General features: G+C 73.1%; 21 protein-coding genes. 11 read left to right on the top strand and 10 right to left on the bottom strand.

Annotated features, from left to right (window positions below; all coding sequences use genetic code 11):
- Positions 1-82: 82 nt before the first annotated feature.
- Positions 83-1,123, bottom strand: a complete 1,041-nt coding sequence (locus AMK29_RS33575) for a DUF3533 domain-containing protein (RefSeq protein WP_073819853.1) — start codon at positions 1,121-1,123, stop codon at positions 83-85.
- 169 nt (positions 1,124-1,292) lie between these two features.
- Here AMK29_RS33575 and AMK29_RS33570 point away from each other — a divergent pair, with 169 nt between their 5' ends.
- From AMK29_RS33570 to AMK29_RS33550, 5 genes are all read left to right on the top strand, one after another.
- Positions 1,293-4,826, top strand: coding sequence for a DNA polymerase III subunit alpha (locus AMK29_RS33570; protein ID WP_073819852.1), 3,534 nt, complete (start codon positions 1,293-1,295; stop codon positions 4,824-4,826).
- A complete protein-coding gene (locus tag AMK29_RS33565; RefSeq protein ID WP_079197242.1) occupies positions 4,823-5,782 on the top strand; it encodes a DNA polymerase Y family protein in 960 nt (319 codons plus the stop codon). The genes AMK29_RS33570 and AMK29_RS33565 overlap by 4 nt, the downstream gene beginning before the upstream one ends.
- 167 nt (positions 5,783-5,949) lie before the next feature.
- Complete coding sequence (locus AMK29_RS33560; protein ID WP_073819851.1) at positions 5,950-6,828, top strand: esterase/lipase family protein; 879 nt, start codon at positions 5,950-5,952, stop codon at positions 6,826-6,828.
- 207 nt (positions 6,829-7,035) lie between these two features.
- Positions 7,036-8,304, top strand: a complete 1,269-nt coding sequence (locus tag AMK29_RS37540) for a hypothetical protein (RefSeq protein ID WP_241845805.1) — start codon at positions 7,036-7,038, stop codon at positions 8,302-8,304.
- A 216-nt stretch (positions 8,305-8,520) separates the two neighbouring features.
- The gene (locus tag AMK29_RS33550) at positions 8,521-8,973 is read left to right on the top strand and encodes a DedA family protein (protein ID WP_073819850.1); all 453 of its coding nucleotides are present in this window, start codon (positions 8,521-8,523) and stop codon (positions 8,971-8,973) included.
- Between the two features lie 37 nt (positions 8,974-9,010).
- Here AMK29_RS33550 and AMK29_RS33545 read toward each other — a convergent pair whose 3' ends face one another.
- From AMK29_RS33545 to AMK29_RS33535, 3 genes are all read right to left on the bottom strand, one after another.
- Complete coding sequence (locus tag AMK29_RS33545) at positions 9,011-10,555, bottom strand: FAD-dependent oxidoreductase (protein WP_073819849.1); 1,545 nt, start codon at positions 10,553-10,555, stop codon at positions 9,011-9,013.
- A 185-nt stretch (positions 10,556-10,740) separates the two neighbouring features.
- The gene (locus AMK29_RS33540) at positions 10,741-11,766 is read right to left on the bottom strand and encodes a lytic polysaccharide monooxygenase (RefSeq protein WP_073819848.1); all 1,026 of its coding nucleotides are present in this window, start codon (positions 11,764-11,766) and stop codon (positions 10,741-10,743) included.
- 204 nt (positions 11,767-11,970) lie between these two features.
- The gene (locus AMK29_RS33535; RefSeq protein WP_073819847.1) at positions 11,971-12,639 is read right to left on the bottom strand and encodes a response regulator; all 669 of its coding nucleotides are present in this window, start codon (positions 12,637-12,639) and stop codon (positions 11,971-11,973) included.
- A 136-nt stretch (positions 12,640-12,775) separates the two neighbouring features.
- Between AMK29_RS33535 and AMK29_RS33530 the strand changes: the two genes are divergently transcribed.
- From AMK29_RS33530 to AMK29_RS33510, 5 genes are all read left to right on the top strand, one after another.
- Positions 12,776-13,759 carry a Bug family tripartite tricarboxylate transporter substrate binding protein gene (locus AMK29_RS33530; RefSeq protein WP_073819846.1) on the top strand — a complete coding sequence of 328 codons (984 nt, stop codon included), beginning with the start codon at positions 12,776-12,778 and terminating at the stop codon, positions 13,757-13,759.
- On the top strand, positions 13,756-14,262 hold the full coding sequence (locus AMK29_RS33525) for a tripartite tricarboxylate transporter TctB family protein (RefSeq protein WP_073819845.1): 507 nt from the start codon (positions 13,756-13,758) through the stop codon (positions 14,260-14,262). The genes AMK29_RS33530 and AMK29_RS33525 overlap by 4 nt, the downstream gene beginning before the upstream one ends.
- A gap of 3 nt (positions 14,263-14,265) precedes the next feature.
- The gene (locus AMK29_RS33520) at positions 14,266-15,762 is read left to right on the top strand and encodes a tripartite tricarboxylate transporter permease (RefSeq protein WP_073819844.1); all 1,497 of its coding nucleotides are present in this window, start codon (positions 14,266-14,268) and stop codon (positions 15,760-15,762) included.
- On the top strand, positions 15,759-16,223 hold the full coding sequence (locus tag AMK29_RS33515; RefSeq protein WP_073819843.1) for a GNAT family N-acetyltransferase: 465 nt from the start codon (positions 15,759-15,761) through the stop codon (positions 16,221-16,223). Before AMK29_RS33520 ends, AMK29_RS33515 begins: the two co-directional genes overlap by 4 nt.
- A 76-nt stretch (positions 16,224-16,299) precedes the next feature.
- Positions 16,300-16,710 carry a DUF6299 family protein gene (locus AMK29_RS33510; protein ID WP_073819842.1) on the top strand — a complete coding sequence of 137 codons (411 nt, stop codon included), beginning with the start codon at positions 16,300-16,302 and terminating at the stop codon, positions 16,708-16,710.
- A gap of 14 nt (positions 16,711-16,724) precedes the next feature.
- On the opposite strand, the gene AMK29_RS33505 is transcribed toward AMK29_RS33510, so the two are convergent.
- A complete protein-coding gene (locus AMK29_RS33505) occupies positions 16,725-17,204 on the bottom strand; it encodes a DUF402 domain-containing protein (protein ID WP_073819841.1) in 480 nt (159 codons plus the stop codon).
- Positions 17,185-18,108 carry a GNAT family N-acetyltransferase gene (locus AMK29_RS33500; protein WP_073819840.1) on the bottom strand — a complete coding sequence of 308 codons (924 nt, stop codon included), beginning with the start codon at positions 18,106-18,108 and terminating at the stop codon, positions 17,185-17,187. Before AMK29_RS33500 ends, AMK29_RS33505 begins: the two co-directional genes overlap by 20 nt.
- A 74-nt stretch (positions 18,109-18,182) precedes the next feature.
- Between AMK29_RS33500 and AMK29_RS33495 the strand changes: the two genes are divergently transcribed.
- Positions 18,183-18,557 carry a GntR family transcriptional regulator gene (locus tag AMK29_RS33495; RefSeq protein ID WP_073819839.1) on the top strand — a complete coding sequence of 125 codons (375 nt, stop codon included), beginning with the start codon at positions 18,183-18,185 and terminating at the stop codon, positions 18,555-18,557.
- A gap of 130 nt (positions 18,558-18,687) precedes the next feature.
- Here AMK29_RS33495 and AMK29_RS33490 read toward each other — a convergent pair whose 3' ends face one another.
- The 4 genes from AMK29_RS33490 to AMK29_RS33475 form a co-directional block, all read right to left on the bottom strand.
- Positions 18,688-19,806, bottom strand: a complete 1,119-nt coding sequence (locus AMK29_RS33490) for a DUF5925 domain-containing protein (protein WP_073819838.1) — start codon at positions 19,804-19,806, stop codon at positions 18,688-18,690.
- Between the two features lie 75 nt (positions 19,807-19,881).
- Complete coding sequence (locus tag AMK29_RS33485; RefSeq protein ID WP_073819914.1) at positions 19,882-20,646, bottom strand: polysaccharide deacetylase family protein; 765 nt, start codon at positions 20,644-20,646, stop codon at positions 19,882-19,884.
- A gap of 56 nt (positions 20,647-20,702) precedes the next feature.
- The gene (locus tag AMK29_RS33480) at positions 20,703-21,779 is read right to left on the bottom strand and encodes a glycosyltransferase family 2 protein (protein WP_073819837.1); all 1,077 of its coding nucleotides are present in this window, start codon (positions 21,777-21,779) and stop codon (positions 20,703-20,705) included.
- Complete coding sequence (locus tag AMK29_RS33475) at positions 21,776-22,606, bottom strand: glycosyltransferase family 2 protein (protein WP_073819836.1); 831 nt, start codon at positions 22,604-22,606, stop codon at positions 21,776-21,778. Before AMK29_RS33475 ends, AMK29_RS33480 begins: the two co-directional genes overlap by 4 nt.
- Between the last annotated feature and the right edge of the window lie 592 nt (positions 22,607-23,198).

Below are 23,198 nucleotides of genomic sequence, written 5' to 3'. Positions count from 1 at the left end.
ATCGACCCCGTCCGGCACGGACGGCAGGCCCCCGGCGGATCGCTCCGCCGGGGGCCCTCGCGTCCGTAGGGTCCGTACCCCGTCAGGGACGGACCCCGCCCACCTCCCCGGCGATCGGCTCCGCCTGACCGTGCCCGCGCCTCAGCGAGGACATCACCAGGGTGACCACCGTGCCGACGACGGCCCAGGCCGAGAGGACCAGCATCGAGCCGGTCATGTCGTTGCCCTTGAAGTACGCGATCGAGCGCGCCGCCCAGGTGCCCGCGCCCGGGGGCAGGGCGGGGCCGATCGCGTTCCAGAACGGGGGCAGCATCGGCAGCGGGAAGGCGCCGCCCGCGCTGGGGTTGCCCGCGACGACGATCAGCAGGATCGCCAGGCCGATGCCGACGATCCCGAAGACCGACTGCAGGGCGAGGGTGGCTGCGCCGACGGCGAAGACGACCAGGGTGCCGAGCCCCCAGAGGGCGACGACGCTGCCGGGCAGGGCGTCCAGGATCGGGCCGACGATCACCGCGCCGCCGATGCCGCCGAGGACCGAGTAGAGCGCGAGGACGCCGAGGCGGATGATCGCGCGCTCACGGTTCGCGGGCCGGGAGCCCGCGCTGATCGCCAGGATCGCGGCACAGATGTAGCCGCCGACGCACCAGCCGACGACGAGGTAGAAGGCGGAGAGTCCGTCGAAGTCGCCCGGCGAGGCGGGAGCCACGTCGACCGTCCGGACGGTCCGCTGCTGGGCCCCCTCCAGCCGGGTGAAGAGCGACTCCAGGGCCGAGGAGAGCACGGTGCCGCCGCCGGAGGCGACGAGCAGGGTGTCGGTGCGGCCGCCGGGGTCGACGATCAGGGCGCCGTCGAGCTCCCGGTTCAGGATCTGCTGCCGCGCCTCGGCCGCGTCGGTGACCGTTCGGGGGGCGAGCGGGTCGCCGGGCAGCTTCTCCAGCCGCCCGACGAGCTGGGCGGAGACCTGGGGCGGCGCGACGACGCCGAAGGGCACGTCCCTCGGCTTGGGGTGGTGCAGCGCCCCGACGTAGGAGGCGATGAACAGGAGCTGGAGGGCGAGGACACCGACGACCAGGAGGGCGGCTCGGGGCGTGACGGCGCTTTTCAGTTCGTCGACGAGGCTCATCCCCTCACGCTCCGGGGCGGAGGGCGTTTCCGCAGGTGGGACGCGCCCGGACGGGTGAGGAAGGGGAGACCGCCCGGCTTATCGTACGGACGTTCGAAATGGGCTATGGTGAAGACGAGGGGGGTGGGAACATACGTACGAATCGATGCGGGAGTGCGGGAGGTGCGCCATGCCGGGATTCACGCATCTGCACACCGCGTCGGGCTTCTCCCTGCGGTACGGCGCCTCACACCCCGGACAGCTCGCCGCCCGCGCCGCCGAGCGCGGCATGGACGCGCTCGCCCTGACCGACCGCGACACCCTCGCGGGCACGATCCGCTTCGCCAAGGCCTGCGCGAAGGAGGGCGTCCGCCCCCTGTTCGGCGTGGACCTGGCGTACGAGGCGGTGGCACCCGGCGACGCGCGGGACGGGACCGGCCGCCCGGCCGGGCGCGGCGGTCCGTCCGGCGGGTCCGGGGGGCCGTACGGCGGATCCGGGGGCCCGGGGCCCGGACCGGCAGGGACCGGCGGCGCCCGCCGGGTGCCCGTACGAGGCGGGGCCTTCGTCGACGAGTCCGCGCCCCGCGCCGTCTTCCTCGCCCGATCCCGCACCGGCTGGGCCTCCCTCTGCGCGATGGTCACCGCCGCCCACGCCGGAGACGGGGAGCGCCCCCTGCTGCCCTGGTCCGCCCTGCGCGACGACGACGTGTTCGTCCTGCTCGGCCCCGCGTCCGACGTCGGCCGCGCCCTCGCCGCCGGCCGTCCCGACCGGGCCGCCCGGCTGCTCGCCCCCTGGCGCGAGCGGTACGGCGACGCGCTGCGGCTCACCGCCGTCGACCACGGCCGCACCGGCGCCGGGCCCGGTTCCCTGCGGCTCGCCGCCCGTACCGTCGGCTTCGCGGCCGAGCAGGGCGTCCGGCCCGTCATCGGCAACGCCGTCCGCTACGCCGACCCCGGCCAGGGCCCGGTGGCCGACGTCCTCGACTCCGCCCGCCGCCTGGTCCCCGTCGACCCCCGCAAGGAGCTCGACAGCGGCCAGGCCTGGCTCAAGGGCCTCGAAGGACCCGACGGGATGCTGGCCGCCGCCGAGCGGATCGTCGAGGCCGCGGGCTTCCGCCGGGACACCGCCCACCGGCTCCTCGACCGGACCGCGGCGGTCGCCGCCGACTGCCTGGTCGACCCCGAGGACGACCTCGGCATGGGCTCCGCCCACTTCCCCGAACCGCACCTCGTCGGGGCCGAGCACCGCACCGCCCAGCGCGTCCTCGCCTCCCGGGCCGCCGCCGGCATGGTCCTGAAGGGGTACGAGAAGCGGCGCGACTACTGGGACCGGATGCACCGCGAGCTGGACGTCATCGCCCACCACGGCTTCGCCACCTACTTCCTGACGGTCGCCCAGGTCGTCGACGACGTCCGGGGCATGGGCATCCGGGTCGCCGCCCGCGGCTCCGGCGCGGGCTCCCTCGTCAACCACCTCCTCGGCATCGCCCACGCCGACCCGGTCGAGCACGGCCTGCTGATGGAACGCTTCCTCTCCAAGCGCCGCACCGCCCTGCCCGACATCGACGTCGACGTGGAGTCCGCCCGCCGCCTGGAGGTCTACCGGGCGATCATCGACCGCTTCGGCACCGAACGCGTCGCCACCGTCGCCATGCCCGAGACCTACCGGGTCCGCCACGCGATACGGGACGTGGGCGCGGCCCTCTCCATGGACCCGGCCGAGATCGACCGGATCGCCAAGGCCTTCCCGCACATCCGCGCCAGGGACGCGCTCGCCGCCCTCGACGAACTGCCCGAGCTGCGCGAGCTCGCGGGCGAGAGGCAGAGGTACGGCAAGCTCTGGGAGCTGGTCGAGGCGCTCGACGCGCTGCCGCGGGGAACCGCCATGCACCCCTGCGGGGTGCTGCTCTCGGACGCCTCGCTGCTCACCCGTACCCCCGTGGTGCCCACCAGCGGCGAGGGGTTCCCCATGTCCCAGTTCGACAAGGAGGACGTGGAGGACCTCGGGCTGCTCAAGCTGGACGTCCTCGGCGTGCGGATGCAGTCCGCGATGGCCCATGCCGTCGCCGAGGTCGAACGGGCCACGGGCACCCGGCCTGACATCGACGCCATCCCGGAGGGCGACCCCGAGACGTACCGGCTCATCCGCTCCACCGAGACCCTCGGCTGCTTCCAGATCGAGTCGCCGGGCCAGCGCGACCTGGTCGGCCGGCTCCAGCCCGCCACCTTCCACGACCTCGTCGTCGACATCTCCCTCTTCCGGCCGGGCCCGGTCGCCGCCGACATGGTCCGCCCCTTCATCGAGGCCCGGCACGGCCGCGCCCCCGCCCGCTATCCGCACCCCGACCTGGAGCAGACCCTGAAGGAGACGTACGGGGTGGTCGTCTTCCACGAGCAGATCATCGAGATCGTGCGGATCATGACCGGCTGCCGCCGTGACGAGGCCGACCAGGTGCGGCGCGGGCTCTCGGATCCCGAGTCGCAGGGCCGGATCAAGCTCTGGTTCGCCCGCCAGGCCTCGGCGCGCGGATACGCGGACGAGGTCGTCGCCCGGACCTGGGAGATCGTGGAGGCCTTCGGCTCGTACGGCTTCTGCAAGGCCCACGCGGTGGCCTTCGCCGTGCCGACGTACCAGTCGGCCTGGCTCAAGGCCCACCACCCGGCCGCCTTCTACGCCGGACTGCTCACCCACGACCCCGGCATGTACCCCAAGCGGCTGCTGCTCGCCGACGCGCGGCGGCGCGGGGTCCCGGTGCTGCCGCTCGACGTGAACCGCTCGGCGGTCGCTCACCGTATCGAACTGGTGTCTGATTCACCGGTGCGGTGGGGCCTCCGGCTCGGCCTGACCGACGTCCACGGCATCAGCGAGAACGAGAGCGCCCGCATCGAGGCCGGACAGCCCTACGCCTCCCTCCTCGACTTCTGGGAACGGGCCCGCCCCCGCACCCCCGTCGCCGAACGGCTCGCCCAGGTCGGCGCCCTGGACGCCTTCGGCGCCAACCGCCGCGACCTCCTCCTCCACCTCACCGAACTCCGGCGCGTCCAGCGCGGAGCCGCCTCCCACGGCGGACAGCTCCCGCTCGCCCAGGGCGGCAGGACCGCCCCCGTCGGCCTGCCCGACCTCGACGAGACGGAACGCCTCAGCGCCGAACTCGGCATCCTCGGCATGGACGCCTCCCGCCACCTCATGGGCGACCACCGCGCCTTCCTCGAAGAGCTCGGCGTCGTCTCCGCCCAGCGCCTCCGCGACACCCCGCACGGCCGGACCGTCCTCGTCGCGGGCGCCAAGGCCGCCACCCAGACCCCGCCCATCCGCTCCGGCAAGCGGGTCATCTTCACCACCCTCGACGACGGCACCGGCCTGGTCGACCTCGCCTTCTTCGACGACGCCCACGAGCGCTGCGCCCACACCGTCTTCCACTCCTGGCTGCTCCTCGTCCGGGGCGTGGTGCAGCGGCGTGGCCCCCGCAGCCTCAGCGTGGTCGGTGCCGCCGCCTGGAACCTCGCCGAACTCGTCGAACTGCGGGCGTCCGGCGGCCTGGACGCGGTGGGGGAGCGCCTCGCGGAGCGGGAGGAAGACCCGGCCGGACGGACCGGCGACGACCGCCGCATCACCCTGCCCAACGGCTACCGGATGAACCCCTGGGCCGACCTCAAGCCGGCCGGCGAAGGGGTCCCGAGCGGAAGGAAGCTGTGGCACAGCAGTCCGGGGAGCGCGGGATGATCCTCTGTGTACGGTTCCGGCTCGAACCGGAGGGGGAAGTCCTCTTTCCCCGACTGTGCGACCTCCTCGGCGAGTTCACACCCACCGTCGAGGCCGCCCCGCCCGGCGAGGCGCTCGCCGACGTGCGCGGCGCACTGCGCTACTTCGGCCGCACCCCGGCCGAGCTCGCCTCCGTGATCCGGGTCAGGGCGCTCGCCCTGTACGGCGTCGACTGCGTCATCGGCGCCGGGCCCAACCCGATGCTGGCCCGGATGGCCGCCCGCGAGGCACGGCCCGGCGTCACCCTCGTCGTCGAGGACCCCGCCGCCTTCCTGCGCGACCGGCCGGTCACCCTGCTCGACGGCGTCGGCCGGACCACCGCACGCACCCTCTGTGGCTACGGACTCGACTCCGCCGGACGCGTCGCGGACGCCCCGCTCGCCGTGCTCCAGCGCCTCATCGGCGCGAAGGCCGGCCGTGAGGTGTGGGAACGGGCCCGGGGCATCGACCGCACCCCCGTCGTCCCGCACGCGGCCTCGCGGTCGGTCGCGGCCGAACGCGCCTTCCCGCACGACGAGACCGACCGGACGGAACAGCGCAGGGCCCTCCTCTCGCTCGCCGAGGAGCTGGGCGCCCGGCTGCGGAGGGAGGGCCAGGTGTGCCGCGCGCTCGCCGTCACCGTGCGGTACGCCGACCGGACCACCACCACCCGGAGCCGCACCCTGCCCGAACCCACCGCCCACACGGCGGCGCTCACCACCCTCGCGTACGCCGTCCACGACTCCTTCGGCCTCCAGCGGGCCCGGGTGCGGGGCATCGCCCTGCGCGCCGAGGGCCTGACGGGCGCCGAGGGGGCCGCGCACCAGCTGTCCCTGGACCCGACGGACGAGAAGGCCCGGCGGATCGAGGCGGTGGCCGACCGGGCACGGGCGAAATTCGGCCCGCGAGCGATCCTCCCCGGCTCCCTGGCGGCCTAACACCCTTATGGCTGCTACGTCTTGACGACACATCACTTTTTACCGACGCGTAACTTCCCAGCCGAGGCTACCCGTGCGTAGCTTGACTGAAGCGCATCCCCACTTGTGGTCCGGACCGCAGGGCGTCACACCCCGCCTTTCCCCTTGAGCCGCAAGGAGATCGCCCGATGCTGCCCCGGAACCCCTGGAAGCACGCCGTCAGAGCGCTGTCCGTCCTGCTCCTCGCCGTCGCCGCCACCCTCGCCCCGACCACGGCCGCCTCGGCCCAGACCGAGACCGCCACCGCCAGTCGCGGCTGGAACGACTTCTCCTGCAAGCCCTCCACCGCCCACCCGCGCCCCGTCGTCCTCGTCCACGGAACCTTCGGGAACTCCGTCGACAACTGGCTCGTCCTCGCGCCGTACCTGGTCAACCGCGGCTACTGCGTCTTCTCCCTCGACTACGGCCGGCTGCCGAACGTGCCGTTCTTCCACGGCCTCGGCCCCATCGCCGCGTCCGCGGGACAGCTCGACAGCTACGTCGACCGGGTCCTCGCCGCCACCGGCGCCCCCGAGGTGGACCTCGTCGGACACTCGCAGGGCGGCATGATGCCCCGCTGGTACCTCAAGTTCCTCGGCGGGGCCGAGAAGGTGAACGCGCTCGTCGGCATCGCCCCCGACAACCACGGCACCACCCTCCTCGGCCTCACCAGGCTGCTCCCGCACTTCCCCGGCGCCGAGGACCTGATCAGCGCCACCACCCCGGGGCTCGCCGACCAGATCGCCGGCTCCCCCTTCCTCACCAAGCTCAACGAGGGCGGCGACACCGTGCCCGGGGTCCGCTACCACGTCATCGCGACCCAGTACGACGAGGTCGTCACCCCGTACCGCTCGCAGTACCTGTCCGGCCCGAACGTCACCAACGTCCTCATCCAGGACAAGTGCGCGCTCGACCTGTCCGAGCACGTGGCGATCGGCACGGTGGACCGGGTCACCTTCCACGAGGTGGCCAACGCCCTCGACCCGGCCCGCGCCACCCCGACCACCTGCCTCTCGGTGATCGGCTGACCAGGACGAGGAGCGTGGCCGGGTCCCCTTCCCGGGGGCCCGGCCACCCCGTCCGCCGGTCGTGCTCACTCCATCGGCTCCATAACACCGCCCCCTGATGGCGCAGCGTCAGGGGATGAGGACTAATCGGTGATGTGTGCGTTTCCGGCGCATCACGAGACAGCCACGGTGGACGCCCACGGAATGTCCACGAACGGAGCATCTGACATGACCACCGACCTTCCCTCCACCCACCCGGCGGACGACGAGATAGCACCGGCCGCGGGGCCCGCTCGGGGCCCGACGTTCCACTCGGCTGTCTCCCCGACCCCGACCGCGACCCCGACCGCGACCCCGACCGCGACCGCGACCCCGACCCCGGCCCCCGACGCACCGCCCCTCCCCGCCCGGCCCGCCCTGCCTCCCGCCATCCCGGCGGTGACGGTGACCCCGGTCCTGGGGCCCGAGGGCAAGACCGAGACGGTGGTCCCGGTCCTGGAGCCCGAGGGCAAGAGCCAGACTGCGGTCCCGGTCATGGAGCCTGAGGACAAGGCCCGCACGCAGGTCCCGGTCCTTGAGCCCGAGGACGAGGCCGACACGGCGACCCCGGACGAGGAGTTCCCGGACAAGGACGAGTCCGGTGACGAGGCCGTCCACACCCTCCTGCGGACGGCGGCGACCGAGCGCCCGGTGGCCGAGGTCGCCGCACTGGTCGCCCGGCTCCAGGAGACCGGCCAACTGTCCAGCCCCGCCGACGTCGCGCTCCGCGCGGCCGCCGTCACCCGCCCCCTGGACGAGGTACGACAGCTGCTCGCGCTGCTGAACGCCTCGGGGTACGACCTCCACCAGGCCGAGACCACGCTGCGCGCCGCGGCGGTGGGCCGCCCGATCGAGGACGTGGTGCGGCTCGTCGGCATCCTCGGGACCGACAGCAGCGACTGGCAGCCCGCCGCCGCCGAACGGAAGGCCGCGCCCGGCCAGGACGGCGGGGCGCACACCGGCGGAAACGCCGGCCCGAAGCGCGGCAGGCGCGCCGCCGAACGGCCGAAGGCGCCGCTGGACGGCGGGCTCGCCACAGGGCCGGGCAGCCACACCAGCTCCCCGGCACTGCGGTCGGCGCTGCGCTGGCCGGCGGCGGTCGCGCTGTTCGCCTGCGGCCTCCTCCATCTGCCGACGGACCTCACGGGCCTGCGCTCGGGCGGCGACGCGGAGACCGTGTCCGTCGTCGTCACCGTGCTCTGCCTGGTCGGCGCGGTGTGGCTGGCCGCACGGGACACCCTGCTCGTCTGGGCCGCCGTCGCGGGCTTCGCCATCGTCGTCATCGCACTCCACGGAGTCGCGAGCGCCCGCACCGTCGACCTGCTGAGCAGCAGCCTCGGCACCACCTTCGCCTGGGCCAAGGCCCTGGCCCTGCTGAGCGCCGTGGCCGTCGTGCTCCTGACCGGCGCGGCGGTCGTACGTCACACGAGGATGGCAGGCGCGGCGGACAGCACCTGAGGCCCCCCGCAGGCCACCTCCGCCCGGGCAGCTTCGGCCGCCCGGGCGGACGGGACCGGTACCGCTGTATCCGCCGCACACGCCGTCGGTTAGGGTGTCCTTACCTAGACAGGTGGGAGACGGTGACCGGGCTTGCGCGTCGTGCGCCCGTGGGCGGGACGCCCATGCGGGTGACGGGGGGCGCTGGTCCCGGCTGAGAGCCCGGGACGAGGCGTCGTGGACAGGATCGCGCTCACGGCTGGAGCGTTGTACGTCATCGTCCTGCTCCGCGCCGGGGGGACCTTCGCCGTCGGATGGCTCGCCGGCGCCGGTGCCCGGCGCAGCCGGTTCGCCGGGCGGATGACGTCGGCGAAGTTCCGGCGCGCCGAGCGGGCGATCCAGCGGTGGGGCGCGCCGGTGGTGGCCGTCTCCTTCCTGACCGTCGGCTTCCAGACCGCCGTCAACTTCCTCGCGGGCAGCATGCGCATGCCGCTGCCGCGATACCTCCCCGCCCTGTTCGTGGGAGGAGCGGCCTGGGCGCTGATCTACGCGACGGCGGGGCTCGGCGTGCTCGAAGTGCTGGGAAGGCTCTTCGCCGAGCGGACCGCCCTCGGGGTGTCCGCCGTGGCCGTCCTCCTCCTGGCGGTGGGCGGGGTCGTCGTGTACCGCAGAAGAAGGGCGACGCGGTAGCGCGAGGGCCCAGCCGCCGGACGCGGGGTGGCGGCCGTCAGTCGGAGGCGCCGGTCCCGCCCGGCAGAACCCGGGGCTCCAGGGGGCGGACGGCGGGGCCTTGGATCACGGTGCCGTCGGTGTCGAACCGTGAGCCGTGGCAAGGGCACTCCCAGGCCCGTTCGGCGTCGTTGAAGTGGACCAGGCAGCCCAGGTGGGTGCAGCGCGCGGACACGGCGTGGGCCGCGCCGCTCTCGTCGCGGTAGACCGCGCAGCGCCGCCCGCCGATCCGGACGACGGCCCCCGAACCCGGCGCGATCTCCTCCACGCTGTCCACGTGGGAGGCGCGCAGGCGATCACCGACGAAGTGCTTGAGGACCGACCCCTGCGCCTTGAGGAGGGAGGGCGCCTCACGAGGGTGCAGGCGCCGAGGGTCGTACAGGGAGGCCCAGGGCAGCTCCTCGCCCGTGATGTGCGCGGTCAGGAGCCGGCCCGACATGACGCCGTTGCTCATGCCCCAGCCACCGAAGCCGGTCGCCACGTACACATGCCGGGCACCCGGGTGAAAGCGCCCGACGTACGGCACCTGGTCGGTGGTCGAGTTGTCCTGCGCCGCCCACCGATGGGTGATCCGCGACGCGAACGGGAAGCGCTCCTCGGTCCAGGCGGCGAGCCGCTCGTGCCGCTCGCTCACCTCGCCGGTGCCGGGCTTGAACTTCTCCCCGGTGACGATGAGCAGCCGCTGGTCCTCACCGTACGGAGCGGTGCGCACCGACCGGGTGTTCTGCTCCGGCGTGACGTACATGCCCCCCGGGTCCCGGTCGACGGGAATGGTCGCCGCGACGACGAGCTCACGGTGGGGTTCGAGCCGGGAGAACATCAGGGCCCGGTCGAAGACCGGGTAGTGGGTGGCCACCACGACGTCACGGGCGACGACCTCGGCTCCGCCCTCGGTGGTGAGCCGACAGGGCTCTCCCTCGTGGAGCGAGACGATCCGCGTGCGTTCGTACACCTTCCCGCCCTGGCCGACGAGGTCGGCGACGAGTGCCAGGAGGTACTTGCGCGGGTGGAACTGCGCCTGCTCCTCGAACCGGACGGCGCCCGCGACGGGGTACGGCAGCCCGGTGTCCGTCACGAAGGACGCCGGCAGTCCGGCCTCGCGCGCCGCGTCCGCCTCGGCCCGCAGCCGGTCGACCGCCTCCGCCGACTCGACGTACGCGTATCCCGGGAGGCGCTCGAGGTCGCAGTCGATCCCCAGCTCGGCCGCGACGCGCTCGACGTACTCGACGGCCTCCTGCTGCGACCGCGCGTACCGCCTCGCGCCCTCCGCGCCGAACGACTCGCGCAACTGCGCGTAGACGAGCCCGTGCTGGGAGGAGAGCTTCGCCGTGGTGTACCCGGTGACGCCGGCGGCGATGCGGTCGGCTTCCAGCAGGGCGACGCTCCGCCCGGCGCGGGCCAGTTCCCACGCCGTGCAGATCCCTGCGACGCCCCCGCCGACCACCGCGACGTCGACCTCCAGATCGCCGGTGAGACCGGGGTGCCGGGGACCCTCCGCGGTCTCCATCCAGTACGACTCGTAGGAGCCGGGCCATCGCGTCATGTCAGCGTTCTCCCTTCACAGGTGCCCCAGAATGCCCGCCGGTGGCAGACGTCTTCCCGCCCGTCCGGGTGAGCGGGAAGTGGGAAGCACACCTTCATGGTGAGCCGCTGCCCCGCCGATCGCCCGGCATGCGGCGTGGCACGGCGCGCCTTCGAACCCGAGGCGTTGGCCGGGCGCGGCTGCGCCTAGGCCCGACGGCGCCGGGTCGTCCCGAAGAGGACGGCCGCTCCGATCGCGAGTACCGCGGCGCCGCCGACCGCGAGGTACGGGGTGGTGCTGTCGCCACCGGTCTCGGCCAGCTGCTCACCGGAGCCGGAACCGGCGGCGGGAGCGGGCGCGTTGGGCGACGACTCCTCGGTGGGCTCCTGTGCCGACGCCTCCGTGGACACGGCCGTGGGCTCCTGCGCGGGGGCCGGTGTGGCCGAGCCGCCCGCCGTCGGCGCCGCCGCCGACTCCTCGGCGCCCGTGGCCGGGTCGTCGTCCCCGTGCCCGCCGTGCTCGACCGAGGACTCGTCCTGGCCCTCCTCGATCTGCTCGTCGCTCGGCGCGGAAGCGGTCGGCGCCGGGCCCGTACCCCCGGTGTCCTGGCCGAAGACGACGTCCGAGCAGGTGTAGAACGCCTCGGGGGAGTCGGAGCGCTGCCAGATCGAGTAGATCAGGTGCCGGCCGGACTTCTTCGGCACCGTGCCCTCGAAGACGTAGTCCCCGCTCTCCATCCGCGGGTCGGTCACCGTGGCGAACGGCCGCTCCTCCAGGTCCGCCCACGTGAGCGGCTTCGACGGGTCGTACCCGTCCTTCGTCACGTACAGCTCGAACGAGCCCCGGTGCGGCGCGGTCCCCTTGTAACGGAAGGTGTGCGCACCGGGCTTCATGGCGCTCGCCGGCCAGTCGGCCCGCGCCAGGTCGAGCCCCCGGTACTTGTCGTTGCCCGCGCTGCACAGCTTGCCGTCCGGGATCAGCTCGCGGTGCTTACCGGCGGCGTTGGCGATGTTCACCGCGTTCCAGTCGTAGAACGCCTGCGTCCCGCTCGCCGCCACCGCGGCCTTGCAGGCCTCCGACCTCGGGGACTCGGGGCCCTCCGCGTAACAGGCCGAGACCCGGCTCACCGGATCGGTCATCGACCCGTGCGCGGACGCGGGACCGACGGCGAGCCCGGACAGGGCGAGCATGGTGCCGGCGGTGACGGCCGCGGCGGTACGACGAGAAGTCATGGGGGGACAGCTCCTTCACGAGGGTGGGGCGTGGGGGGTTACCGGCAAGCTAGCCGCCGCCGTCCGCGAAAAGGCCGCCGAAGAGGGGGAGATGACGATTCTTAGGACCGCTTTAAGGTGCAGGTAAGAGGCGTCTAGGGAACGGCCGGAGCGACGTCTCGACGAAGGTCCGACGAGCGTCCCGCCGCGCGTCCCCCCGGGACGTCAGCCCAGCCGTCGGTAGCGCCGCTCCGGGCGGCCCGTTCCGCCGTAGCGGAGGGTGACCTCCGCCCGGCCCGTCTCCGCGAAGTACTCCAGGTACCGGCGGGCGCTCACCCGGGACAGTGAGCCCGCCTCCGCGCACTCCGTGGCCGAGAGGCCCTCCGGGTGGGCACGGAGGACCGAGTCGACCAGGTCGGCCGTATGGGCGGCGAGGCCCTTCGGGAGTTCCCGGGAGCCCCGGGGGCGGGCGCCGAAGATCTGGTCGACGTCCTCCTGGCGGGCCTCGTCGAGGTCGTCGAGGCGGCTGCGCAGCGAGGCCACGTGACGGAGCTGCTCGTGCAGCGCCGCCTGACTGAACGGCTTGATCAGATAGTGCAGAGCCCCCGCCCGCAGCGCCGCCCGGATCGTGTCCACGTCCCGCGCCGCCGTGATGAAGAGCGCGTCCATGCCCAGGCCCGCCGCGCGCAGCTCCCGCAGCACCTGGACACCGTCCATGTCGGGCAGGAAGACGTCGAGCAGCACCAGATCGGGCCGCAGCCGCTCGGCGGCGCGCAGCGCCTCCGCGCCGCTGTGCGCGACTCCGGACACCGAGAAGCCCGCCACCGCCGACACATAGCGGCAGTGCAGCTTGGCGACCATGAAGTCGTCGTCCACCACCAGCACTCTCGTCACGCCGACCCACGCTAGGTCCCGACCACAACGACCACAACGTCCGTTGGTTGCGGAAGAGAGACAGCTTGTTCACGCGCGGGCAACATGTGGGCCACCTCACACCCCCCCTTCCCCTTCGACACGAGAGGCGGCACACGTGCGGTTGCGCACCCCCTTCGCCCTCCTCGGGGCCGCGCTGCTCGTCCTGGTCGGTCCGCCGCTGCTCAGCCCCGGCAGCGGCTCCGACACCGGCACGCGGATACCCGGACTGCGCTTCATGGTCCCCAACACCCCCGGCGGTGGCTACGACATCACCGCCCGCACCGCCGCCAAGGACGCCGAGGAGGCGGACCTCACCGGCGACATCGAGGTCTTCAACCTTCCCGGTGCCGGCGGCACCGTCGGCCTCACCCGGCTCGTGGGCGAACGCGGCAACGGCCGGCTCGCCATGTCCATGGGCCTCGGCGTCGTCGGCGCGGTCCACACCAACCGGACCCCGAGGACCCTCGCCGACACCACCCCGATCGCCCGGCTCACCGAGGAGCAGGACATCGTCGTGGTCGGCAAGGACTCCCCGTACACCACCATCCGGGAACTCCTCGCCGCCTGGAAGGCGAACCCCGGCAAGCTGCCCGTCGGCGGCGGCTCCTCGCCCGGCGGCCCCGACCACCTCGCTCCGATGCTGATGGCCCAGGCCGCCGGGATCGCGCCGAAGGACGTCAACTACGTGCCCTTCGACGGCGGCGGTGAACTCCTCGCCTCGATCCTCGGCGACAAGGTCGCCTTCGGCGTCTCGGGCGTCGGCGAGTACCTCGACCAGATCAAGGCGGGGGAGCTGCGCCTGCTCGCGGTCACCGGCCCGAAGCGGGTCCCCGGACTCGACGCCCCCACGCTCCGCGAGGCCGGCCTCGACACCGAGTTCACCAACTGGCGCGGCATCGTCGCCCCGCCCGGCCTCTCCGACGCCGAGCGCGACAAGCTCGTCACCCTCGTGACCGCCCTGCACGCCTCCCCGCAGTGGCGCGCGTCGCTGAAGACCCACGGCTGGGACGACGCCTTCCTGCCCGGCGAGGAGTTCGGCGCCTTCCTCACCGAGCAGGACCGGCGCGTCGCCTCCGTCCTCAAGGAGCTCGGCCTGTGAACACGCCCCTGAAGTCCTGGCTGCGCGAGCGCTCCGAGCTCGGCGTCGGCGCCCTGCTGTTCCTCCTCGGCGTCCTCGTCCTCACCGACGCCCTCACCCTCGACACCGACCTCGCGGGCCGCGGCCCCGTCGGCCCCGCCACCGTCCCCCTCGTCGTCGGCTGCGGCCTGCTCGTCGTCGCCGTGCTCCTCTCCGTCGACGTCCTGCGCGGCGGCCGCGGCGAGGCCGAGACCGGCGAGGACGTCGACCTGAGCGAACCCGCCGACTGGCGGACGGTCCTGCTGCTCGCCGGTGTCTTCCTCGCCTTCGCCGTCCTCATCGGCCCCCTCGGCTTCCCCGTCGCCGGAGCGCTCCTCTTCTGGGGCGCGGCCCATGCCCTCGGCAGCCGCCACCACCACCGCGACCCGCTCGTCGCGGCCGCGCTCTCGCTCCTCACCTACGTCGTCTTCGACACGCTGCTCGGCGTCCCGCTGCCCGGCGGCCCGCTGATGGGAGTGATCTGACCCATGGATTCCCTGAACTCCCTCATCGACGGCTTCGGGACCGCCCTCACCCCGGTGAACCTGCTGTGGGCCGCGATCGGCGTGCTCCTCGGCACCGCCATCGGCGTCCTGCCCGGCATCGGCCCCGCCATGGCCGTGGCCCTGCTGCTCCCCGTCACGTACGGGCTCGAACCGACCGGCGCGTTCATCATGTTCGCCGGCATCTACTACGGCGCCATGTTCGGCGGCTCCACCACCTCGATCCTCCTCAACACCCCCGGGGAGAGCGCGGCCGTCGTCGCCGCCATCGAGGGCAACCCGATGGCCAAGGCCGGCCGCGGCGCGCAGGCGCTCGCCGCCGCCGCCATCGGCCACTTCGCCGGCGGCATGATCGGCACGATCCTGCTCGTCGTCCTCGCCCCGACGGTCGCCGCGCTCGCCGTCGACATCGGCGCCCCCGACTACCTCGCCCTGATGGTCCTCGCCTTCATCGCGGTGACCTCGGTCCTCGGCTCGTCCCGCATCCGGGGCCTCGCCTCGCTGCTCATCGGGCTCACGATCGGCCTGGTCGGCCTCGACCAGATGACGGGGCAGCAGCGCCTCACCTTCGGCTCGCTCCAGCTCGCCGACGGCGTCGACGTCGTCATCGTCGCGGTCGGGCTCTTCGCCATCGGCGAGGCCCTCTGGGTCGCCGCCCACCTGCGCCGGACGGCGGGGGAGGCCATCCCCGTCGGGCGTCCCTGGCTGGGCCGGGACGACGTGCGGCGCACCTGGAGGCCCTGGCTGCGCGGCCCCTTCATCGGCTTCCCGTTCGGGGCGATCCCGGCCGGCGGCGCCGAGATCCCGACCTTCCTCTCGTACGTCACGGAGAAGCGGCTCTCGAAGCACGGGGAGCAGTTCGGCAAGGGGGCCATCGAGGGCGTGGCGGGACCCGAGGCGGCGGCCTCCGCGTCGGCGGCGGGGACCCTCGTCTCCATGCTGACCCTCGGACTGCCCACGACGGCCGTCGCCGCCGTGATGCTGGCCGCGTTCCAGCAGTACGGCATCCAGCCGGGACCGCTCCTGTTCGAGCGGGAACCCGAGCTGGTGTGGGGCCTGATCGCGTCCCTGTTCGTGGGCATGGTGCTGCTGCTCGCCCTCAACCTGCCGCTCGCCCCCCTCTGGGCCAGGCTGCTGCGCATCCCGCGCCCGTACCTCTACGCCGGCATCCTCTTCTTCGCCGCCGTCGGCGCTTACGCGGTGGGCGGGGAGGCCCTCGACCTGGTCGTCCTGCTCGTCATCGGCCTGATCGGCCTGGGCATGCGGCGGTACGGGCTGCCCGTGCTGCCCGCCGTCATCGGCGTCATCCTCGGCCCGGCCGCCGAGCAGCAGCTGCGCCGCGCCCTGCAGATCAGCGACGGCTCCCTGACCGGCCTGGTGAACACCCCGTTCGCGGTCACCGTCTACGCGATCGTGGTCCTGCTCCTCGCCTGGCCCCTCGTGAGGAAGGTGATCGTCCGCCGCCGTACCGTGTCGGCATGACAGACGCCCTGGTCCGCCCCGCGGTCGCCGCCGACGTGCCCGCCGTGAAGGCCGTGACCGACGCGGCCTTCCGCCCCTACGTCGAACGGATCGGTCTCGTACCGGCCCCGATGGAGTACGACCACGCGGCGAAGGTGGCCGCGGGGCGGGTGTTCGTCACGGGCGACCCGGTGAACGGCCTCGTGGTGGTGATCGGCGAGGCCGATCACCTCTGTCTGGACGAGATCGCCGTACACCCCGGCGCCCAGGGCACGGGCCTGGGGCGCCTGCTGCTCGGCTGGGTCGAGCGGCACGCCAGGGAGCTCGGCGTACCCGAGGTACGCCTGCTGACCCACGCGATGATGTGGGAGAACCAGAGGCTGTACGAGCGGTACGGCTACGAGGCCGTCGAGCGCCGCGCGGACGGACCGTACGATCGTATCCACTACCGCAAACGCCTCAACTCGCCCCCGATGGGGTGACTTTCGGGCCAGTGGCGGCCGGATCGGGTATCCCTGGCGGGCAGCACCATCCCCCCACACCGAAAGGACCCCGCCCATGCGTGTCCGACTCGCCCTCGCCGCAGGCATCCTGCTGGCCTCCGCCGTCACCCCCTTCGCCCACGCGGAAGGGACCGACGACCTCTCCGTCGACGGATACGGGATCCTCGGCGCCGACGGCACGGTGACCCTCTCCGGAAGCTACCGCTGCCTCGACGACAGCGACGGCCCCGTCTTCGTGGGCTCCACCCTCGTCCAGGGCGCCCGCTCCGCCGGCATCGGCGGCACCCGGGCCGTCTGCGACGGGCACCTCCACGAGTGGATCAACACCTCCGTCGTGAAGGAACCCGCCTACCGCCCGGGAGCGGCCAGGGTGCAGGCCACCCTCGTGCAGCTCACGGCCGGCAGGACGGGTCTGCCGACTCCCGACTTCCTCGCCGTCGCGGAATCCGCCGTCGAACTGCGCTGACCTCCGGGGCCTGCCTAACCCAGCAGGTCGATCAGGCCCTCACGGCCGAGCTCCTCCAGCTCGTCGAGGGTGACGACGGCATGCTCCGCCGCCTCCGGGTCGGAGGCGGCGAGCCCGCTCGCCGCGAACTCGTCCTCGTCGAGCCGCAGCACCTCGCTGCCGTCCGCCGACACCCACAGGTCCAGGTCCAGGTCCTCCACCGTCACCCCGGAGCCGTCGAACACGGCCGGCCGGGTGATGTCGCAGTACCAGCCCTTGAGGACGCCCTCGGCGGACCGCACCTCCTTGACGGTGAACCAGCGGTCGCGCCAGTAGTGCTCCACGAAGACGTCGCCGGGCTCGAACCGCACGAAGCCGAAGTCCCGTACGCCCTCGGCGGCCCATGGAGCACGCACCGAGAGCCGGCCCTCGCCCTCCGACAGCACCTCGGCCGGATAGCGGATCTTCGTCCGGCCCGCCTTCGTCAGGGTGACCTCAACCGATCGTCCGGACATGCCGCACCTCCGTCGCCGCGATCTCGTACCCGAACCACCTGTTGATCGCCAGCATCGGTCCGTTGCCGGCGTCGTTCCCGGTGAACGCCTCCGTACAGCCCGCGGCGCGGGCCCGGTGCAGCGACGCGTTCTTCGCGAGCTTGGCGAGCCCGCGCCCGCGGAACGCCGGGGCCGTACCGGTCATCCCCGAGGCGTACCGGCCCAGACCGTCCGTCCGCGCCGCGGTGAACGCGGCCGGAACGCCGTCCACCACCACGACCGTCGTCAGCGCGCGGTCGAGCAGCGGATGCTCCCAGGTCGTCGCCAGCCAGTGCGCGTAGTCGTCCAGCTCGGCCCCCACGTCACCCGGCTCGTCGGCGGTCGTCACCGCGTCCAGCTCGAAGAGCGGCCGGGGATCGGCCGCGAAGTCCTCGGCCGTGAGCAGCTCGACCCCGGCGGGCGGAGCGGAGAGCGGGGGCAGCTCGGCGGCGGTCAGGTCGAGGCGCAGGAAATGGGCGGAACGGCTCGGCGCGTAACCGCGCCGCTCGGCCCACGCACGGTTCGCCGGCTCGTCGAGGGCCCAGCTGTACAGGGTGCGCGCGCCCCGCTCGGCCAGGTACTCCTCGGCCGCCCGCAGCAGCAGCGTCCCGGCGCCGCGGCCCGGGTGCGCGGGGTCCACGTACACGTTCACATAGCCGATGTCCGGCTTCGGGGCGTCGTGGGCGATCCCCACCTGGGCGGTCCCGATGATCCCGCCGTCCTCGGTCTCGGCGACCAGCGGACGGTAGTGGCTCCGGGGATGGGCGTGCGCCCAGTCGAAGGTGAGCTGCTCGGCGGTCACGAGCATGAAGGGGAGCGCGGCTCGCCGGACGCGGGCGAAACCCTCGGCGTCCCCGGCCCGCACATCACGGACGATCACAGTCATGGGGCCGCACGCTACGGGCCGACGGCCCGTAGCCGCCTCCCATTTTCCTGCGGGGTGGGGGCAGAATCGGCGGCGTGACACTCACCATCGTCGTGGACCACGAATCCACCACCGCTCCCTACGAACAGCTGCGTGCCCAGATCTCGGAGCGGGCCCGGTCGGGCGGACTGCCGGTCGGATACAAGCTGCCGACGGTACGAGGGCTCGCGGAACAGCTGGGCCTCGCCGCCAACACGGTAGCCAAGGCGTACAAGGCGCTGGAGGCGGACGGCGTCATCGAGACGCGCGGTCGCCACGGGACCTTCGTCGCCGCGGCGGGCGACGCCGCGACCCGCCGGGCCGCCACCGCCGCCGCACAGTACGCCGAGGAGGCCCGCCGCCTCGGCCTCAGCCGCGAGGCGGCGGAGGCGGCCCTGAGCGAGGCCCTGCGGGCCGCGTACGACAGCTGACCGGGACCGCCCGGACACCTGACCGGGACCGCCGAGCACGGCTGACCGGGACCGCCCGGACACCTGACCGGGATCGCCGAGCTCGGCTGACCGTCACCGCCGAGCACGGCTGACGCCGTCCGCGCGGCGGCTACAGGTAGAGGCCGGACCCGGCCGTGCGCGGTTCGGGCAGTTCCGCCGGGGGCGTGCCGCGGCGCAGGGCGAACAGCTCCGCGAGCGTCGCGCCCTCGCGCGGCACGTCCTCCTCGCGCCCGAGCCAGGCCACCGACTCCGCGCGGGTCAGGGGTCCCACCTCGATGCGGGCCAGGCAGCGGCCCGGCCGGACCACGGCCGGGTGGAGCCGCTCCAGGTCCTCGTTGGTGGTGACGCCCACCAGGACGTTGCGCCCCTGCCCGAGCAGACCGTCCGTCAGGTTGCGCAGCCGCGACAGCGCCTGACCGGCCGTGTGCTTCGCCTCGCCCCTGATCAGCTCGTCGCAGTCCTCCAGGAGCAGCAGCCGCCAGCGCCCCTTCGCCGTGCCCTCGTCCTCCCCGATAGCGATGTCCATCAGATAGCCGACGTCGTTGAAGAGCCGCTCCGGGTCCAGCACGCAGTCCACCTGGCACCAGTCGCGCCAGGACCGGGCCAGGGTCCGCAGCGCCGACGTCTTGCCCGTGCCCGGCGGGCCGTGCAGCAGCAGGAGCCGGCCGGCGATCGAGTCGGGGGTCACCTTCATCAGCCGGTCCATGGACTCCGCCACCGGCGCGGAGTAGTGGGGCCGGACCTCCTCCCACGTCCCGGCGCTGATCTGCCGGGTCGTCCGGTGCGGGCCGCGCCGGGGCGACACGTACCAGAACCCCATCGTCACGTTCTCCGGCTGGGGCTCCGGCTCGTCCTTCGCCCCGTCGGTCGCCTCCTTCAGGACGCGCTCGGCGAGCTCCGCGTCGGTGGCCGTGACGGTGACGTCCGCACCCCGGTTCCAGCGGGACACGAGCAGCGTCCAGCCCTCGCCCTCGGCGAGCAGGGCGCTGCGGTCGTCGTCCTTCGCGGCCCGCAGCACCGTGGCCCCCGCCGGGAGCAGGGTCGCCTCGGGCCTGACCCGGTCCAGGGTGGTGCTGTGGGAGTGGGGCTGCTCCCCGGTCGCGAAGCGGCCGAGGAACAGCGCGTCGACGACGTCCGATGGCGAGTCGCTGTCGTCGAGGTTGAGCCGGATCGGCAGCGACCGCTGCGGCGCGGACGGTACCGGTGGGGTGTCAGCCATGGCGCCCATGATCCGACAACCGGGCATGGCGCGCACCGGGTTTTGAAGGGGCCGTTCCCACGACGCCGCTGGTCCGGGGGTACGTCAGATCCAGTGGCCCCGCACGGCTCCCCGGGCGCGCCGCGCGAGCGCGTACCCCTTCGTCAGGACCCGGTCGGCGGCGAAATTCCGGGCGACGGACCGGCCCTCGACGAGCCGCGTGAACTCCTCGACGTCCGTCGACCGGCGCACGGTGACCCGCTCCAGCGCGTACGGCCCCTGACGGCGCCTGGCCAGGGCGTTGCCGACGGCGAGCGCCTGGGTGAAGCCGGCCTCCCGGACCGCACGGCGGACCCGGCGGCTGGAGTACCCGTACGGGTAGGCGAAGGAGACCGGGGCGGAGCCGAGCTCCTCTCCGACGATCTCCCGGCAGCGCAGCGTCTCGAACCGGAGCCGCCGCGCGTCGAGCTGGTCGAGCTGCGGATGCGTGTGGCTGTGCCCGCCGATCTCCGTCCCCGCGGCGGCCAGTTCGCGCACCTGCGCCCAGGCGAGCATGGTGTCGAGCGCGCCGCCCGTCGCGTGCCTGCCGGGCAGCCAGCCGGTGGAGACGAAGACGGTGCTCGCGAAGGAGTGCTTGGCGAGCACCGGCAGCGCGTACCGGTGCACGCCCTCGTAACCGTCGTCGAAGGTGACGAGCAGCGGCCGGGCGGGCAGCGGACCGCCGGTGCGCCAGGCGGTGGCGAGGGCGGCGGTGGTCAGCGGGGTGAACCCCCGGTCGGCGACCACCTCCATCTGCGCCGCGAAGGCTTCGGGGGTGACGGACAGCCCCAGGGTCGCCGGAGCGGGATCCGGATCGACGGCGTGGTACATGAGGACGGGCACGGCGGCGGTATCGCTCACGGGGCCGGGCACGGCGGCGGTGTCGCTCACGAGGCCGCCCCTTCCGGCGCTCCGGCCTCGGCCCGTGCGGCTCCGGAGGCCGCGTCCTCGTCCCCTCCGGCACCGGCCCGTTCGATCGGCCCCCACGCGAAGGTCGTCCCGCCCCGTCGGGCGCGGAGCGAGCCGAGCGCGTAGCCGCCGGCCGCGAGGGTCACGCCGGTCAGGATCGCACCGGCCCGGCCCGCGCCGCCGGAGCGGCCGTGCAGCGCGTCACGCAGTCCGCGCAGCACGCCCGTGGGCAACACCCGTGTCGTGTAACGGCGTTCGGACTCCAGGCCCTTCTGTGCGCCGACGCTCCGCGCGACGAGCGCCTTGGAGAGCCCTTCGGCGTACACCCGGGTACGGAAGTAGCCGAAGCGCTCGCGGACGGGCGGCACCTTGTGGTGGATGACGGCCCGGTCGTCGATGAGGAGGACCGCCCCGGGCAGCGCCTTGGCGAGCCGGATGCACAGCTCGGTCTCCTCGCCACCGAGGGGCCGCCGGTCGCCGTCGCGGCCGATGCCGGTGGCGAAGCCGCCCGACGCGTCGAAGGCCGTACGGCGGAACGAGGCGTTGCCGCCGAGCACGTTGCGCACGGGGACCCGGCCGGGGGGCAGGCCCCGGTACGTACAGCCGACGACCCAGTCGAACTCCTCCGGGAACCAGGCCGGGCGGCGTCCGGACGCCCAGGCGGGCAGGGTCCGGCCGCCGACGGCCATGACGCGCGGGTCGTCGTAGGCGGCGGCGAAGTGGTGGAGCCAGTCCGGCTCGGCGACCGCGTCGTCGTCCAGGAAGGCCACGAACTCGCCCCTGGCGGCGCCGATCCCGGTGTTGCGGCCGGCGGAGAGGCCGCGGGGGCCCGCGTTGGCGAGCACCCGCACCTCCTCGTGGAGCCGCTGGTCCGCGTACTCCTCGGTGAGCCGGGAGAGGAGCCGCTCGTTGTGGTCGACCACGAGCAGCGTCTCCAGCGGCGGCAGCGACTGCTTCCGTACGGAGTCGACGGCGGCGAGGATGTCCTCCCACCGCTCCTCCGTGTAGACGCAGATCACCACCGAGAAGCCGTGCGGGGACGTGCGGTCGCTCAAGACACCTCTCCCCGGGGGATGTTGACCGAGAAGGGGGCGGGCCGGCGGCGGGCCGCCTTGGCGAGGGACTTCTCCCTGAGGATGACCTTCAGGACGCGGATGCCGTCGCGCACGGCGTTGAGGTTGCTGACGCCGTGGATGCGGTTGTACTCGTGGCTCGGCACCTCCTGCACCTTGAGACCGGCCTTGACGACCCGGATGTTGATCAGGGTCTCGATCTCGAACCCGGTGCAGTCGAGGGTGATCTTGTCGAGGCAGTGGCGCCAGAAGGCGTTGTAGCCGTAGCAGAGGTCGGTGTACCGGGCGCCGAACTTGCGGTTGACCAGGCTGCAGAGGGCCCAGTTGCCGAGTCTGCGGATGGTGGTCATGTCGTCCGTGCCGCCGCCGTTGGCGAAACGGGAGCCCTTGGCGAAGTCGGCGCCGCCGACCAGGGCGGAGACGTAGGAGACGATCTCCTGGCCGTCGGCCGAGCCGTCCGCGTCGACCATGACGATGATGTCGCCGGTGCAGGCGGCGAAACCGCTGATCAGCGCGTCGCCCTTGCCCTTGCCGGCCTGCTTGACGACTTTGACGTCCGGCCAGAGTTCACGGGCGACGTCCACCGTGTTGTCGGTGGAATTTCCGTCGACGAGGACGACCTCGTGTATCCATTCCGGCAGCGTCTTGAAGACGTACGGAAGATTTTCGGCTTCGTTCATCGCGGGAATGACGACGCTCACCGGCGGAGTGATCGCCAGATGTGAGGTGATGGCCCGGTACTGGGCGGCTATTCGACTCGGCTCGGTCAATTCGGGGCCCGTGGCGGATGGGCGCAGGAACGAGCTCATGGGTCTGGTTTCCCTCTCGTCCGGTGGGCCGCCCACCCCTTGGGCGGTCCGATGGTGTGTCCGGTTCGAAAGGGGGGTTCTCACCTCGCCCGCACAGGAACGATCTCTGTGCGAGATCGGTGAGTTGGCATGTCTGGCCGCGCGGTACCCGCGACTCGGCGCACATTCGAACACCGAGCACGGCACCCCCCTACCGCGCCCCACTCCGGATCCATCGCGGCGCTGGAGCCCTCCCCTGAGCCGCTGTGCCCGATGAACCGGTGTGGGTGAGATGTACGACGGTATTGATGAATGGGACTGTATGGCAAGTCCCGGATCTGTGGCCCACTTTTCCGCATTTTGGCGAAGCCCTGCCGGTCAGAAGCGCAACCGTCCCGATCGGATTCGGTCAATCCGTTTGTAAGTGGGGAACGGTGGGACAGGATCGCGCTTCTGTGCATTGTTGTGTGAATGTGTCGCGATCCCGTTCGGTCATTCGACGGGACCGGAGCCTCCGCTTCCTCTCCTGGCCGGAAAGCGACGGTCGCTGACGGAGGATCGGAGGAAGTTCACCCCCAGTTTTGACATGAACACTTCCGGCGCGGCGGATCCG

It is taken from the genome of Streptomyces sp. CB02261, from assembly GCF_001905665.1.
GTDB lineage: Bacteria > Actinomycetota > Actinomycetes > Streptomycetales > Streptomycetaceae > Streptomyces.
This window is presented reverse-complemented; position numbering and strand designations above follow the sequence as displayed.

Coding starts and splice junctions, on each gene's coding strand:
- AMK29_RS33575 (WP_073819853.1), bottom strand. CDS start 1,123: ATGAGCCTCGTCGACGAACTGAAAAGCGCCGTCACGCCCCGAGCCGCC.
- AMK29_RS33570 (WP_073819852.1), top strand. CDS start 1,293: ATGCCGGGATTCACGCATCTGCACACCGCGTCGGGCTTCTCCCTGCGG.
- AMK29_RS33565 (WP_079197242.1), top strand. CDS start 4,823: ATGATCCTCTGTGTACGGTTCCGGCTCGAACCGGAGGGGGAAGTCCTC.
- AMK29_RS33560 (WP_073819851.1), top strand. CDS start 5,950: ATGCTGCCCCGGAACCCCTGGAAGCACGCCGTCAGAGCGCTGTCCGTC.
- AMK29_RS37540 (WP_241845805.1), top strand. CDS start 7,036: ATGACCACCGACCTTCCCTCCACCCACCCGGCGGACGACGAGATAGCA.
- AMK29_RS33545 (WP_073819849.1), bottom strand. CDS start 10,555: ATGACGCGATGGCCCGGCTCCTACGAGTCGTACTGGATGGAGACCGCG.
- AMK29_RS33540 (WP_073819848.1), bottom strand. CDS start 11,766: ATGACTTCTCGTCGTACCGCCGCGGCCGTCACCGCCGGCACCATGCTC.
- AMK29_RS33520 (WP_073819844.1), top strand. CDS start 14,266: ATGGATTCCCTGAACTCCCTCATCGACGGCTTCGGGACCGCCCTCACC.
- AMK29_RS33515 (WP_073819843.1), top strand. CDS start 15,759: ATGACAGACGCCCTGGTCCGCCCCGCGGTCGCCGCCGACGTGCCCGCC.
- AMK29_RS33510 (WP_073819842.1), top strand. CDS start 16,300: ATGCGTGTCCGACTCGCCCTCGCCGCAGGCATCCTGCTGGCCTCCGCC.
- AMK29_RS33505 (WP_073819841.1), bottom strand. CDS start 17,204: ATGTCCGGACGATCGGTTGAGGTCACCCTGACGAAGGCGGGCCGGACG.
- AMK29_RS33500 (WP_073819840.1), bottom strand. CDS start 18,108: ATGACTGTGATCGTCCGTGATGTGCGGGCCGGGGACGCCGAGGGTTTC.
- AMK29_RS33490 (WP_073819838.1), bottom strand. CDS start 19,806: ATGGGCGCCATGGCTGACACCCCACCGGTACCGTCCGCGCCGCAGCGG.
- AMK29_RS33485 (WP_073819914.1), bottom strand. CDS start 20,646: ATGTACCACGCCGTCGATCCGGATCCCGCTCCGGCGACCCTGGGGCTG.
- AMK29_RS33475 (WP_073819836.1), bottom strand. CDS start 22,606: ATGAGCTCGTTCCTGCGCCCATCCGCCACGGGCCCCGAATTGACCGAG.